This is a genomic window from Solibacillus ferritrahens (genome assembly GCF_037027585.1).
GTDB classification, from domain to species: domain Bacteria; phylum Bacillota; class Bacilli; order Bacillales_A; family Planococcaceae; genus Solibacillus; species Solibacillus ferritrahens.
Genome location: NZ_JAXCLE010000011.1, coordinates 100900 through 114988 on the forward strand (window position 1 = coordinate 100900; position 14089 = coordinate 114988).

The window sequence follows — 14089 nt, forward strand, 5'->3', positions numbered from 1 at the left end:
CGTGACATCCACCGGGGCTTTATATTCATTAAGCCGGAGTTTGGATTCCCGCTAAAGGAAGGAAAAGTAATGTAGGCAAATAAATGCCCACATCATGTAAAAATTATTTTTGCATACCTAAAGCTGTTAAAATTTCAGTAATTGTACCTTCTTGTTCTTCAAGGAATTTCGTGAAATCATCACCTGCACGGAAGTCTTGTGCCCAGCCGTTACGATCTAATTCTGCCTTCCATTCCTCTTTTTCATTTAACTCTGTTAACTTTTCAACCCAATATTCCTTAGCTGTATCGGACATATCTTTCGGTCCAAAAATACCACGCCAAATAGTAAACTCTGATTCAATGCCTAAATCATATAATGTTGGAATTTCTTCTAAGCCTTCAATAGTTAATTTCTCTGGTGCTGTAACTGCTAAAACTCGAACGTCTCCGCTTTTTACATAAGCCGTTACAGTTGAAATATCTGTTCCGATCGCATCCGCGTTATTCCCTAATAATGCTGCCATCGCTTCTCCGCCGCCATCATAAGACACGTATTTTACTGCTTTTGGATCAATGCCGTACTCGAATGCAGGTAAGATTGTAACTAAATGATCCATTGAACCTGGAGCAGAACCGCCAGCCATTGTAAGCGCTGTTGGATCTGCTTTAACAGCGTCTAATAAATCAGTTAACGATTCGTAAGGAGAGTCAGCACGAACAACGATAGCACCAAAATCCTTCGTTAACTGAGCTAAGGGTGTTGTATCTTTATATCCGTAAGGGCTGTTCCCTTCTGCCTTTAAGTTATTAATTAAAATTGGTGGTGATTTTACCATTAACATATAATCGTTTTTAGCTTCTTTTGTTGCGTATGTTGCCATGAATACGGCACCACCACCACCTGGTTTGTTTTCTACTGTTATTGGTTTTTCGATTAATTTTGTTTCATTCATAACTTTTGCAATCGAACGAGATGTTAAATCCCATCCCCCGCCAGCCCCTGATGGTGCTACGATTGTTAAGTTACTTGTTGGATAGTCTTTGTCGCCTGATGATGTCTCCTCACTATCATTACAAGCTGCTAATGTAAGTGTTAACGCTGCTGCTGAAAATAAAGTTAGTAGCTTTTTTTTCATTGTCATAAAAATAGTCCCCCTTCTGTTTCACGCGTTATGTAAGCGTTATCTTAATTAAAAAGGATATTTTGTCTTTTTTATATATAACGTAACTATTATCTTTTATTTTCATAGAGTCCATATTGTTCATATTGTTCACGACATAAAAAAAGAGCATGTCAACAATACGACATACTCCAGTTCGTTTATTTTTTTATAAAGTATCTGCGCTCGGGTCTGCCAACGTAACCGTAAATATGTTCAACAAAGATTACTTTTTCATGCATTAGATGCTCCAAATAACGCCTTGCCGTTGTTCTGCTTATCCCTATTTCATTGCCCAGCTTTTCAGCAGTAATTCCTTCATCGCAATTTTGAATATAGGTTACCACTTTTTCTTTTGTAACAGAATCAATGCCTTTAGGGTTGCTTCCCTTTTCCAGTTCACCAGCGTATGTAAGGTTATTCCACAGTTTTTTTATATCCTCAGCCTGTAAGCGATCGGTTGAGTTCAATATTGTTTTTTTCTCTTTGTATTTGAGAAGGCATTCGTTAAAACGCTGTAATGTTAAAGGTTTTAATAAAAAATCAATAACACCGCTCGCATATGCCTTCTTTACAATTTCAACCTCCGCTGCTGCCGTGATTAAAATAATATCGGTATCCATATCCTTCTTCCTAATATAATCAATTAGTTCTGTCCCCAAATTATCGGCAAAGTAAATATCCAGCAAAATCAAATCTGGTTTTATTGTATCCAGCCAAATTTTTGCTTCTTCAATTGTATGGGACATTCCTATCGTTTTAAAACCTTCAATTTGCTCTAAAAACTTTTCATGTATTTGAGCAATCCGCATATCATCTTCAACGATCAATACTTCAATTGTATTCCCCATACGGACTCACCCCTCTTTTGGAATTGAAAAAATGAATAGTGCCCCACCCAATTCTCCACTTTCAATTGCAATTGAACCATTTAGTTTTTTAAGGTTTTCATTGACAATATACAAGCCATAACCCCGAAGTTCTTTGTCTTTTGTTGATTGCTTTTTTTCAAATATACTGTTGATTACTTGTTGATCGATACCATTCCCTGAATCTTCAATTTCACAAACGACCTCTTTTTCATCTTCGTAAATATAAATTCGCACAATACGTTCTTCTTCATCTAAATGCTCCACTGCTTCAAAGGCATTCGTTACTAAATTCCCCAAAATCGAAATTAGTAGATGCTTTTCAATATGCTGTCCTAATTTCCCGCAAAAACTATCTTCATCTAGTAATAACGTAACCTTCAATTCCTTTGCTCTATTATAAAAACCAATGATTAGACCACAAATAAACGTATCTTGAATTTTTTCGTTTAAAAATGAGATTAATGCGTGATTCCCAAGCCTCTCAGAATGAATCAAGTAGAGAGCTTCATCATACTCCTTCAGTTGAATCAACCCTGAAATTGTATATAAAAAGTTATTGTATTCATGTGTTTGAGCTCGTAACGATTCTATATATTGCTTTACTTGTGACAGCTCATTTGCCACTAAATCTATTTCCTCAAATGGCCTGAAACTTGACACAGCACCGGTTACTTCGCCCTTATTAACAATCGGAACACGGTTTACTAATGTTTTAACGCCATTAATGGTCATCATTCGATCTAATTGTTCATGACCGGAATCCATCACTTTGATTAAGTGGGTATTCGGAATAACTTCACTAATATTCTTGCCTATTTCAGATTCCCCGCTCCTTAAAATTGCTTTCGCAGAGTGATTAATCAATGTAACGGTGCCCTCTCGATCAACCATGATAATTCCTTCTCGAATCGATTCTAATATAGCATTTCGCTCGGACAATATTTTAACGATTTCCTGAGGTTCGTAATCCAATAATTGTGCTTTTGTTTTATTGGAGAAATACTTAGAAAGAATAATTGATAAAACAATCGTAATGGCAAATATTATTATCAAATACTTGGAATAAACGATATTCGCCGAAAAGATATCGGAAAATAAAAAGCCGACTGAAACGACACCAATGATCTCCCCATTCTCATCCTTTACGGGGGCCTTGCCGCGCAACGCTTTACCTAATGTCCCCTCCGCATTTGAAATGTAAGCTTCCCCATCACTAAGCGCTTTGGCATTATCGTCCCCGACCATTTTTTCACCGATTCGTTCTTTTACTGGATGAGCATACCTAACTTCATTCTCATCTCCAACAACCACATATTCGGCATTAATACTCTGTTGAATTTGCAGAGCAATTTTTTGAATTTCCTCAGTTGTTGAAGGTTGCTTCAGTCCCTCTATAATTACTGGGTGCTCCGAAGCGACTTGTGCAGCACCGAGTGCACGCTCACCAATTTCCTTTTCTACGATTTCCCCAATAACAAAATAAGATGAAGCTAAACTTATTACTAAAATCATTACAGCCAGAATGGTATTATACTTGAAAAAACGAAAATTTAATGAGCTTCTTTCCATATGCTATTACCCCTATTTTTGGCAATTATTACTTTAGATGATTATAGCATAAGAATTTTCCCTCAATTCTAATAATTCAACAACCCCACTGCAATTTATGCTAATGAGCTTAGCAGGATGCTTCCGAAAATGAATCAGCCGCTTAGCGCTGAATAATAAGCGGCACCAAGTGGCTAAATTGTCTTTTTTTGAAGTTATCTATTTAATAGAGTACGGCTTAATGCCCAGCCCATTATCTCTTCCATTTATCACTCGCTTTGAAATTATAAACAGGTGTTACACGCTTCTGTATTGTCACCGTTTCACCGATTTGCTCCACGATTTCCTGCATCGGCTTGTAGGCCATTGGTGCTTCATCCAATGTTTCCTCACTGACAGAGGTTGTCCAAATGCCTTTCATCGTTTCCTTGAAATCATCCATTGATAAATTTTTCATCGCTGCAGTTCTTGAATAAATACGACCTGCTCCATGTGGGGCAGATTCATTCCAATCAGCATTGCCTTTACCGATACAAATTAACGAGCCATCTCGCATATTCATTGGGATGACGAGCTTTTCATCCTTTGCAGCACGCACAGCTCCTTTACGCAAAATCATTGCATCAGTATCTATATAATTGTGTACAGAATCAAACTGCTCTGCAAAATCCCACTTCATATGCTCAGCGATCGTTTTCGCAATATGAATACGGTTTTCATTTGCAAAACGCTGTGCCAATTTCATGTCGGCAATGTAATCATCGAATTGATCCCCTTCCAGATAAGCTAAATCTTTTGGGACGAAGGGGTTTTCCTTCTTATACGCTTCTATCATTTTTTGAATTTCTTTGTACTGTCCCGCTTCTTTTAAAGCTTTAATTTTTTCTGTTAAATCTTCGCGCTGTAACGATTCAAATGCGCGCTTTTGATGCCAGTTTGCTACTTTTGCCCCGACATAGCGAGAACCTGTATGAATAAGTAAATAATAGATACCTTCATTATCTTTTGCCAGCTCAATAAAGTGATTACCCCCGCCTAATGTGCCAAGAGATCGGTTCGTATAATCATTTTGTAAGCCGCGTGCAATAAAGTTTTCGTTTGCAAAAAGCTCGTGACTTTCTGGAGTATCATCATGAATTTCATTGCCACTTGGAACGAAATGTCTAATCGTTGCATCGAGCTTGTTAAAGTCCACTGCCCCTGAACCAATTTCAGAAACGAGTACACCACATCCAACATCTACCCCGACCAAATTCGGTACGACATGTTTCTTCAGCTGTATCGTTGTACCGATTACGCAACCTTTACCCGCATGATAATCAGGCATAATACGTACTTTCGTTCCTTCCATAAACGATTGATTGACGAGCTCATTAATTTGCTGGATCGCTGTTTCTTGCGGTGTATTAGTATATATTTTTGCGTTCGTAAATTTCCCGGTAACTTCGATCAATTCTGTTCACGCCTTTCTTTTTTCAACATCAATAGAGCAAATAATATAAGTGTTACTAGCATATAGATTCCGATTAACATGATAGGCGACACCTGTATAATGAAACCGAATGCAACTTCAGATTGTAAAACGAAATCATCTGGCGCGAATTGAGGCCGGTATAAAAAAGTTTGAATAAGACCAAATATAAGTTGAGCTAGAATATAAAGAATAAATAGAAGTAGCGCACCTAGTAATGCGGAAATAAATTTACGTTTCAAGATATCACCCCCTTTTTATGAAACAATTGGTAGTATTTACGTGCTGAGAAGATAATAAGTTTCGTTAAACTTTAATGGTGAGGAAAAGTTTACCTGTTCAATTTATTCTAAGTAATTGAGCGATATTAGAACTTTTTGGCTGATATTAGAAGGTTCGGAGCCATTTTAGAAGTTCGAGCACTGATACTAGAAAGTTTCAGAGGTTTTTTAAAAACTATGAAGCATTTATTAGAAAGCATAGCCGAACTCGGCATAAAGTTCAGAATACTCAATTATACCCTTGCCAATAAACCCACTATTCTTATAGACTTTATAAAAAGGGGCGGGTAAATTTGAATATAGATCATATTGAGTCTTTTATATACGTGGTGGAGTACAAAAGTGTCCATAAAGCTGCGAATGTATTGTTTCTTTCACAACCTACTATTTCGGCACGTATCAAATCACTTGAAGAAAGTCTAAATGTGAAATTGTTTATTCGTTCTGGACGTAGTTTAACCTTATCAAAAGAAGGAAAGCACTTTTTAACTTACGCCCGAGAAATTGTTTCACTTTACCGTAAAAGCCAAATAGAAATTCAGAAACTTTAACTTTTAAACATCATTTTTTAAATGGTGTTTTTTATTGGCCTAAAAATCCCTCCATGCACCAGTATGTTCCTATTTACTGATAGAATTTTTCTATCAGTACCCCCTTGTAATAATTATCTGAATAATGTTACGATTCATTCATCAAATACAAGTAATTCAATAGGAATTAAAGGAGATGGCGTCATGGTGAAGAAACAGGTACATTTCGGTGCAATGATACATGGTGTAGGAGGCCATATTTCAAGCTGGCGACATCCTGAAGTAAATCCAAAGCAAAGTGTTGACCTACAATTTTATACACAACAAGCTCAAATTGCAGAACGAGGAAAGTTTGATGTTGTCTTTATCGCAGATGGGCTTTTTATAAATGAAAAATCTATTCCACATTTCTTAAATCGTTTTGAACCGGTAACTATCTTATCAGCTCTTGCTGCAGTTACAAATCAGGTTGGTTTAGTTGGAACAATTTCAACTTCCTACAGTGAACCTTTCAATGTCGCTCGACAGCTTGCATCACTTGATTTGATTAGTAACGGGCGTGCTGGATGGAATGTCGTAACTACTCCACTTGAAAGTACGGCACTAAATTTCAATAAAAAAATTGAGGATCACCCATCACATCCTGAGCGCTATGAGATTGCGAAGGAATATTTGGATGTTGTAAAAGGACTCTGGGATTCTTGGGAAGACGATGCTTTTATTGCAAATATTGAAAAGGATTTGTTTTTCGATAAAGAAAAGCTTCATGTGCTTGACTACAAAGGGAAATACTTCAACGTTCGTGGTCCTTTGAATATTCAGCGTTCTATCCAAGGTCAACCTGTTATTTTCCAGGCTGGTTCATCTCCTGCAGGAATTGAGCTTGCAGCACGTGATGCAGATGCCGTATTTTCAGCACCTAAATCACTTGAAGAAAGCCAGCAATTCAAACAAAAACTAGCAGATGCTTCTTTAAATGTAGGGCGTAATACGGAGCTGAAGCTGTTCCCGGGCATCTCCCCTATTGTTGGAGATACAGCCGAAGAGGCGGAAAAGCGTTATTGGGAAGTTGCCGAGCTTGTATCGGATGAAAAAGCACTTGCCTATTTAGGTCGCTATTTCGATCATCACGACTTCAGTCAATATGATATTGATGCCCCGTTCCCTGAACTTGGTGACCTAGGACGAAACAGTTTCCAGGCGTTTACGGATCGCATTAAGCAATATGCAAAAGAAGAAAAACTAACATTGCGTGAAGTCGCACTTCGTGAAGCTACACCGCGCTCGAATTTCATTGGTACACCGGAGCATATTGCAGATGAGATCATTCGCTGGATTGATGCAGATGCTGCAGACGGCTTTATTATTACAACGGTTGCACCACATACATTGGAAGATTTCGTTGAAAAAGTTGTACCGATTTTACAAGAAAAGGGGTATTACCGTGAAGACTACCCTGCTTCGACTTTACGTGAGAACTTAGGATTACCAATTAAAGAAAACCGTTATTCGAAGCAGCTTATTAAATAACTTAAGGAGGAGCCACCAAATGATCAAGCTAGAAAATATTCATAAAAGCTTTGGCAAAATGGACGTTTTAAAAGGGATTGACCTTGAAGTAAACAAGGGAGATATTATTTCAATTCTTGGTCCAAGTGGCTCAGGAAAAACAACGTTACTCCGTTGCATCAACTTTTTGGAAAAGGCAAATGAAGGAACTATCACAATTGATAATCTATCGCTCAATGTGAAAACTGCAGCTAAAAAGGACATTATTGCATTACGCAAAAAGACAGCGATGGTTTTCCAGAGCTATAACCTCTTTCAGCATAAAACGGTTTTGCAAAATATAACTGAAGGCTTGCTCGTTGTTCAAAAGAAACCTGTGAAGGAAGCAAAAGAAATTGCATTAGAGCTATTAAAAAAAGTAGGTCTTGAACATAAAGCGGATGCTTACCCAAGCGAGTTATCAGGGGGTCAACAGCAGCGAGTCGGTATTGCGAGAGCATTGGCGTTAAATCCCGAGGTCATTTTATTTGATGAGCCGACTTCTGCTTTAGATCCGGAGCTTGTCGGTGAAGTGCTGGATGTCATTCGGAAAATCGCAAAATCAGGTATTACGATGATTATTGTCACACATGAAATGAATTTTGCCCGAGAAGTATCAAGCCGTATTGTGTTTATGGATGGTGGCGTTGTGTTGGAAGAAGCAGAACCTCAGATCATTTTTAATACGCCAAAACATGAGCGGACAAAACAATTTTTAAAACGGTTAACGCCAGAGCTTACATTTGATATTTAAGGAGAGAAAAAAATGGGTTATCACTTATCTATTTTAGATCAGGCTCCTGTTATAGAAGACGCTTCAAACGCGCTAACCCTTCAACGAACAGTAGAGCTTGCCCAGCTTGCAGAACAGCTAGGGTATAAACGATTTTGGGTTTCTGAACATCATCATTCACATGAAGTAGCGAGCTCCTCTCCAGAAGTGCTCGTCAGTTATATTCTTGCTAAAACAAATAAGATTCGGGTAGGTTCTGGTGGTGTAATGCTTTCTCACTATAGCCCTTATAAAGTGGCCGAGAACTTTCAAGTTTTAACGAACTTGGCAGGAGATCGTGTGGACCTCGGTGTTGGGAAAGCACCAGGTGGACTTCCTTTAGCTACGGCAGCTTTACAATATGGCGTAGCTGAAGCAAGTAACGATTTCAATGAACGTCTACGTTTACTAAAGGGTTTTATTGAAAACAAGCTTCCTGAGGACGATCCTTTTGCAAAGCTGGAAGTAACGCCAACTAGTGAAGTCGCTCCAGAGATCATTTTACTGGGTGGTAGTGTTGCAAGTGCCGAATATGCTGGTCAGTTAGGGTTTACTTATGTGTTTGCCCAATTTATTAATAGCGATAAGCAAGTGCTTATTGATGCAATTGCTGCATATAAAAAGCATTCTCCAAACGGGAAATTCGGCGTCGCATTTGCTGTTATTGCAGCGAAGAATGAGGCAACTGCACACGCTTATGCAGAAGGTCATGAAATTTATAAAGTGCATTTAGCAAGTGGCCGTACACTCACACTTCATACAAAAGAAGCTGCAGAAGAATTCGGGCAGCAATCCGGTGAATCGTATGAGGTCAAACGGTATGAAGCAAACATTTTAAGCGGTACACCCGAACAAATTAAAGAAACACTTGATCAATATTATGCATTAGGTGTAACAGAATTCATTTTTCATACACCCATTAAAAATCACGAAGCACGTCGCACATCTTATGAGCTACTTAGTCCAAAACATTTGCTTGCGGCAGTGACGGTATAAATAGGAGGAAAAAGAAATGACACAAGTAATTGTTTGGTCTAAAGATGGTTGTTCTTATTGTGAGGAAGTAAAAACGTATTTACAGCAAAACCAAATTGACTATCGCGTAGTCGATGTGACAAATAATGATTCCTACCGGGATATTTTAGATATTAAATATGGTATTCGCTATGTACCGGTTGTTGAAATCGGTCAGGATAATTCATATGTAGGGGTTACAGAGCTTGGAATTGAGCATTTAGAAAAAGCATTGAAAGCATATGAAGAGGTGAAAGCATAATGAAAAAACGATTACTATCTGCTATTTTATTGGCCGGAGCATTACTATCAGCATGTGGCAGTGATTCGGATGTAGCTTCAACGAATGCAAATAACAATGAGGATGCAAAAAAGGTTGTTATCGGTACTGGGTCCCAGTTTATTAATATTTGTTTTTATGATGAGGATGGCAATTTAACTGGATATGATATCGAATTGTTAAAGGAAATCGATCAGCGCCTGCCACAATATGAATTTGATTTTGAGGTAATGGATTTCTCGAATTTACTTCTTAGTTTAGAGACGAAGAAAATTGATGTAATCGCACATAATATGGCTAAAAACCCTGAGCGTGAGGAAAAGTTCCTATTCAATTCACAGCCATATAATGCAGTACCTACTCATGTCGTTGTTAATGAAAAAAATACTGATATTCAATCAATTGATGATTTAAACGGGAAAACAGTTGGTCTTGCACCAACAAGTAATGCGGCACTCTTTGTTGAAGATTACGTAGCGAAAAACAACATGGATACTAAGCTAACGTACATTACATCTACACCGGATATTTTAAATCAATTAAAAACAGATCGCATTCAGGCGATTTTCCAGTTCCCCTTCTCAGTGGAAATATTTAACCGTGAATCTGATGCACAGTTGAAATTAGTTGGCGAGCCACTAATCTTCTCTGAAATCTTCTTCATGCTAAATAAGCAAGATGAACAATTAGCTGCAGATATCGATGAAGTATTAGTCGAGTTGATTGACGATGGTACTGTTAAGGAATTAAGTGAAAAATGGCTTGGTGCCGACTTCTCGGTTGAACTATAAAAAGGAGGTAATGATGCATGTCGAGCTTCTTCGATATTGGCTATGTATTTGAAGCCATTCCAAAACTACTAAGCTATTTACACATAACAATCGAAATATTAGTGTTATCGATTTTCTTTGGGCTCATTCTGGGCATCATCATTGCCGTTCCACGCCTTTATAAAATCCCTATCCTTAAACAAATCGCTACACTTTATATTTCATTTATTCGTGGGACACCAATTTTAATTCAATTATTTTTAATTTTTTATGGGCTACCGTTTATTGTAGGGATGGTCGGGATTGATATTACGCGAATGGATGCTTTCATCTTTGTCGTTATTACATATACACTCAGCAATGCAGCAGCTTTTGCAGAAATATTCCGTGCAGCAATTCAATCGGTTGATTACGGGCAAGCTGAAGCTGCTCAATCAATCGGTATGACAAGTTGGCAAACTTTCTCGCGTATTGTGTTTCCACAAGCATTGCGCGTAGCTTTCCCAAACATTGCGAGCACGTCCATTAGCTCATTAAAAGATACCTCGCTTGCCTTCTCAATCGGAGTAATGGATATGATGGGGCGAGGCGATACACTCATTACAGCTACGATGAATGCGCTCGAAGTATATGTAGCACTCGCTATTATTTATTATGTTATTGTTCTGCTGCTGGAGTACGGCTATAAATTTATTGAACGTTATTTAAATCGCTATCTTGTAAAAGAGGCAATATAGGGGGAATACGATGCAGTTGGATTTCAATTTTATTATGTATGCGCTAAAAGAACTCAGCAAAGTCATTCCTTTTACATTGTTTTTAGCCTTTACCCCAATTATTTTAGGGTTTGTAATTGGTCTAATCGTTGCCTTTATTCGCATGAGTGATTTAAAAATTATAAAAGCATGTGCAAACTTCTATGTTTCCTTTTACCGTGGAACCCCAGTAATTATGCATATTTTCATTATTTATTTCGGTTTTACAAATTTGGCCCAGGAAGTGCTCAACGTATCCCTTAATGGCATCCCTCTTTATGTGTTCGTATTAATTGCGTTAACTTTAAATGCAGGAGCATTTTTATCTGAAATTATACGTAGTGGTATTTTAAGTGTTTCAAAGGGGCAGATTGAAGCAGCCCAATCCATTGGAATGACGATGAGCCAAACATTTAGACGTATCATTTTTCCACAGGCAATTGTTGCGGCGATCCCTAATTTAACAAATATATGTACTGCATTTTTACATGCCACATCGATCGCCTTTTTAATTTCTGTGACTGAAATAACAGGTACAGCCAATATTATTGCGGCAAGCAATTTAAAATTTTTGGAAGCCTTTATCGCGGCGGCGGTTATTTATTGGGTCATTTCCATTTTAATCGAAGTTCTTTCGGCAAAAATGGAAAAGAAAGTTACAAAGCATATCCGAAGTGGCGTTGTACAAAATACATGAAATGAAGCGTTCCTATTTGGGACGCTTTTTTATTTAAGAAATCGAGCGATATTAGAAGTTTCAGAGGTTTTTTAGAAACTCCTCATACTTATTAGAAAACCAAAGTTGTTCCGGTTCAGCGGATACAAAAAACCGAATTTCCCTATCTATGAAAGGAAATTCGGTTAATCTTCATTTCAAATGCACAAACCGCGAGACCATCATCGTTAAAAATGCATAGGCTCCCGCTTTTACTGTTTGGAGTTCACTTGTATCTCGGTGCGGATCTAAACATACGAAGTCCATACCGCGGACGATCTCGTACTTCCCTACTTCATGCAGCAAATCAAAAAGCTCATCTGTTCGCATTCCGCCTGGTGTTGAAGCAGGTACTCCGGGTGCGTATGCAATATCGAGTACATCCATATCGACAGTCACGTAAACAAGATCCACTTTTTCAGCAAGCTGCTGCATGACATCCGTTATAACTGTAGCCGCTCCATGACGCCGGAAATCCTTTAATGTAATACGGTTTACCCCATAGTGATCAGCAGCACGGATAAGGCTTGAGGCATTGTAAAAGCCGTGCAGTCCGATATTGTAAACATCTTCACCACGCACAACACCCGCATCTAGTAGCTGGCGAATCGGTGTACCATTTGTCGGGCCATCAGAATCCGTTGCACGTAAATCAAGGTGGGTATCAAATTGCAAAATGCCAATACGCTTCCCTGAATGCTTTGCAAATGCTCGGACAATGGGTGCTGTAATCGAGTGATCGCCGCCGATTTGCACGTAAAAGCTATTCGGGCAACCTTCCATTACATCCGTCATCGCCTGTTCAATATTTTCATGACACTGCAAAATATTTGTCCCGTGCAATTTTACATCGCCTAAATCGGCAACACGGAGCGCTCGGAAGTCAACGTTTTCATCAATTGAATATGTCGTGAAATAATTCCAGCTTTTACGGAAATAATCGGGATACTCCGAAGCTGCAGATGCACTAATCGAAGAACGAGATAACGGAACGCCTGTTATGACTACATCATAATCATCTGAACATTCCCCGTAGCTTGGTTCAATCCAGTCCTTCACCTTCATATCTTCATGCTCAGTACGATTCCAAGTAGTGGCTGGGCTTACTAATAACGATTTCACAGTAAGCTGCCACCTTTCACGACTACTTTCCCTGCTTTAATAACGGTATCCGTATGATTCATACCATAGAAATATTGAAGTTGCTTATAGTTTGGCACGTCCAAAATAAGGACATCTGCCAGCTTCCCTTTTTCAAGCGTCCCAACATTATCAGCTCGATTAATTGCATGAGCCGCATTAATTGTAGTTGCACAAAGCACTTCTTCCATCGTCATCCCCATGTTCATACATGCCAGATTTTGAATAAATGGTAGGCTAATTGTGGGAGATGAACCCGGATTAAAGTCTGTGGAAATCGCTACCGGCACTCCGCTATCCACCATCAGACGCCCTCTTGCATAAGGGGCACGCAAGAAAAAGGCTGTTCCCGGTAATAGCACTGCAATCGTTCCTGCTTTTGCCATAGCAGCAATCCCTTCATCAGATGCAACAAGTAAATGTTCCGCTGAAATGGCACCAACTTCCGCAGCAAGCTCGGCTCCTTCGTATGGTTCAATTTCATCTGCGTGAATTTTCGGTGTTAGCCCATAAGCTTTCCCTGCTTCTAAAATTAGGCGAGACTGTGCAGGCGTGAATACGCCTTTCTCGCAAAATACATCATTAAATTCAGCAAGTCCAAGCTCAGCCACCTTTGGAATCATTTGCTCAATAATTATTTTCACAAATTCATCCTCATTACCCTTATATTCTTTTGGAACGGCATGAGCACCCATAAAGGTCGAAACAACATCCACTTGATGATTTTCCTGTATTTTTTTCGTTACATACAGTTGCTTCAGTTCGGTCTCCATGTCTAATCCGTAACCTGATTTAGCCTCCACCGTCGTAATACCATGACGTAAAAAATTATTTAAATGCTCATATGTTTTATCATATAGTTCGTCAAAGGACGCTTCACGCGTTTTTGTCGTCGTGTAATGAATACCGCCCCCGGCATTCATAATATCCATATATGATTTGCCGGCAAGGCGTATATTGAGTTCATGCTCCCTTGTTCCACCATGCACTAAATGTGTGTGGCAGTCGACTAGGCCTGGCATGACAATTTTGCCGCGCGCATCAATGACATCTGCGTTATTTACCAAATGCGGAAACTCGTTCTTAATCTCTTCAAGAGGGGCAATCATTGCGATACGATCGCCCTCAATTAGAATACTCACTTCTTTTTTTAAACCTAGCTCGCTCATCTGTTCACGGCGGCGAGGCAATTTTACCTCGCTCGCCAATGTTAATACTTCATTTGCATTGTTTATTAAAATAGCCAAAGTTC

At 38.8% G+C, this 14089-nt stretch carries 15 protein-coding genes; 8 read left to right on the forward strand and 7 right to left on the reverse strand.

The window, feature by feature from the left end; all coding sequences use genetic code 11:
- Positions 1–103: 103 nt before the first annotated feature.
- The 5 genes from SNE38_RS12255 to SNE38_RS12275 all read right to left on the reverse strand — a co-directional run bounded on the left by SNE38_RS12255 (position 104) and on the right by SNE38_RS12275 (position 5274).
- Positions 104–1123 (reverse strand): tripartite tricarboxylate transporter substrate binding protein, encoded by a 1020-nt coding sequence (locus SNE38_RS12255; protein ID WP_408022380.1) that lies wholly within the window; start codon positions 1121–1123, stop codon positions 104–106.
- A 179-nt stretch (positions 1124–1302) separates the two neighbouring features.
- Positions 1303–1992, reverse strand: a complete 690-nt coding sequence (locus SNE38_RS12260; protein WP_191705061.1) for a response regulator — start codon at positions 1990–1992, stop codon at positions 1303–1305.
- Between the two features lie 6 nt (positions 1993–1998).
- Complete coding sequence (locus tag SNE38_RS12265) at positions 1999–3582, reverse strand: ATP-binding protein (protein WP_191705062.1); 1584 nt, start codon at positions 3580–3582, stop codon at positions 1999–2001.
- Positions 3583–3814: 232 nt separating this feature from the next.
- On the reverse strand, positions 3815–5014 hold the full coding sequence (locus SNE38_RS12270) for an RtcB family protein (protein ID WP_191705063.1): 1200 nt from the start codon (positions 5012–5014) through the stop codon (positions 3815–3817).
- Positions 5011–5274 carry a hypothetical protein gene (locus SNE38_RS12275; RefSeq protein WP_191705064.1) on the reverse strand — a complete coding sequence of 88 codons (264 nt, stop codon included), beginning with the start codon at positions 5272–5274 and terminating at the stop codon, positions 5011–5013. The genes SNE38_RS12270 and SNE38_RS12275 overlap by 4 nt, the downstream gene beginning before the upstream one ends.
- A gap of 332 nt (positions 5275–5606) precedes the next feature.
- Here SNE38_RS12275 and SNE38_RS12280 point away from each other — a divergent pair, with 332 nt between their 5' ends.
- From SNE38_RS12280 to SNE38_RS12315, 8 genes are all read left to right on the forward strand, one after another.
- Positions 5607–5864 (forward strand): LysR family transcriptional regulator, encoded by a 258-nt coding sequence (locus SNE38_RS12280; RefSeq protein ID WP_336046580.1) that lies wholly within the window; start codon positions 5607–5609, stop codon positions 5862–5864.
- A gap of 183 nt (positions 5865–6047) precedes the next feature.
- Complete coding sequence (locus SNE38_RS12285) at positions 6048–7373, forward strand: LLM class flavin-dependent oxidoreductase (protein WP_336046581.1); 1326 nt, start codon at positions 6048–6050, stop codon at positions 7371–7373.
- 19 nt (positions 7374–7392) lie between these two features.
- Positions 7393–8145 carry an amino acid ABC transporter ATP-binding protein gene (locus tag SNE38_RS12290; RefSeq protein ID WP_191705067.1) on the forward strand — a complete coding sequence of 251 codons (753 nt, stop codon included), beginning with the start codon at positions 7393–7395 and terminating at the stop codon, positions 8143–8145.
- A 12-nt stretch (positions 8146–8157) separates the two neighbouring features.
- Positions 8158–9159, forward strand: coding sequence for an LLM class flavin-dependent oxidoreductase (locus SNE38_RS12295; protein ID WP_191705068.1), 1002 nt, complete (start codon positions 8158–8160; stop codon positions 9157–9159).
- Between the two features lie 16 nt (positions 9160–9175).
- Positions 9176–9439, forward strand: coding sequence for a glutaredoxin family protein (locus tag SNE38_RS12300; RefSeq protein WP_191705069.1), 264 nt, complete (start codon positions 9176–9178; stop codon positions 9437–9439).
- Positions 9439–10248, forward strand: coding sequence for a transporter substrate-binding domain-containing protein (locus tag SNE38_RS12305; protein WP_191705070.1), 810 nt, complete (start codon positions 9439–9441; stop codon positions 10246–10248). Before SNE38_RS12300 ends, SNE38_RS12305 begins: the two co-directional genes overlap by 1 nt.
- A 17-nt stretch (positions 10249–10265) precedes the next feature.
- Entirely contained in the window at positions 10266–10964 is a 699-nt protein-coding gene (locus tag SNE38_RS12310; RefSeq protein WP_191705071.1) for an amino acid ABC transporter permease, read from the forward strand.
- A 10-nt stretch (positions 10965–10974) separates the two neighbouring features.
- Positions 10975–11679, forward strand: a complete 705-nt coding sequence (locus SNE38_RS12315) for an amino acid ABC transporter permease (RefSeq protein WP_336046582.1) — start codon at positions 10975–10977, stop codon at positions 11677–11679.
- Between the two features lie 171 nt (positions 11680–11850).
- On the opposite strand, the gene SNE38_RS12320 is transcribed toward SNE38_RS12315, so the two are convergent.
- Positions 11851–12819 carry an agmatinase family protein gene (locus SNE38_RS12320; protein ID WP_191705073.1) on the reverse strand — a complete coding sequence of 323 codons (969 nt, stop codon included), beginning with the start codon at positions 12817–12819 and terminating at the stop codon, positions 11851–11853.
- A complete protein-coding gene (hutI, locus tag SNE38_RS12325) occupies positions 12816–14084 on the reverse strand; it encodes an imidazolonepropionase (protein ID WP_336046583.1) in 1269 nt (422 codons plus the stop codon). Before hutI ends, SNE38_RS12320 begins: the two co-directional genes overlap by 4 nt.
- Between the last annotated feature and the right edge of the window lie 5 nt (positions 14085–14089).

What these genes read in the sequence shown, in the direction of transcription:
- SNE38_RS12255 (WP_408022380.1), bottom strand. Translation starts at nt 1,123, where the DNA reads ATGACAATGAAAAAAAAGCTACTAACTTTATTTTCAGCAGCAGCGTTA.
- SNE38_RS12260 (WP_191705061.1), bottom strand. Translation starts at nt 1,992, where the DNA reads ATGGGGAATACAATTGAAGTATTGATCGTTGAAGATGATATGCGGATT.
- SNE38_RS12265 (WP_191705062.1), bottom strand. Translation starts at nt 3,582, where the DNA reads ATGGAAAGAAGCTCATTAAATTTTCGTTTTTTCAAGTATAATACCATT.
- SNE38_RS12285 (WP_336046581.1), top strand. Translation starts at nt 6,048, where the DNA reads ATGGTGAAGAAACAGGTACATTTCGGTGCAATGATACATGGTGTAGGA.
- SNE38_RS12290 (WP_191705067.1), top strand. Translation starts at nt 7,393, where the DNA reads ATGATCAAGCTAGAAAATATTCATAAAAGCTTTGGCAAAATGGACGTT.
- SNE38_RS12295 (WP_191705068.1), top strand. Translation starts at nt 8,158, where the DNA reads ATGGGTTATCACTTATCTATTTTAGATCAGGCTCCTGTTATAGAAGAC.
- SNE38_RS12300 (WP_191705069.1), top strand. Translation starts at nt 9,176, where the DNA reads ATGACACAAGTAATTGTTTGGTCTAAAGATGGTTGTTCTTATTGTGAG.
- SNE38_RS12305 (WP_191705070.1), top strand. Translation starts at nt 9,439, where the DNA reads ATGAAAAAACGATTACTATCTGCTATTTTATTGGCCGGAGCATTACTA.
- SNE38_RS12310 (WP_191705071.1), top strand. Translation starts at nt 10,266, where the DNA reads ATGTCGAGCTTCTTCGATATTGGCTATGTATTTGAAGCCATTCCAAAA.
- SNE38_RS12315 (WP_336046582.1), top strand. Translation starts at nt 10,975, where the DNA reads ATGCAGTTGGATTTCAATTTTATTATGTATGCGCTAAAAGAACTCAGC.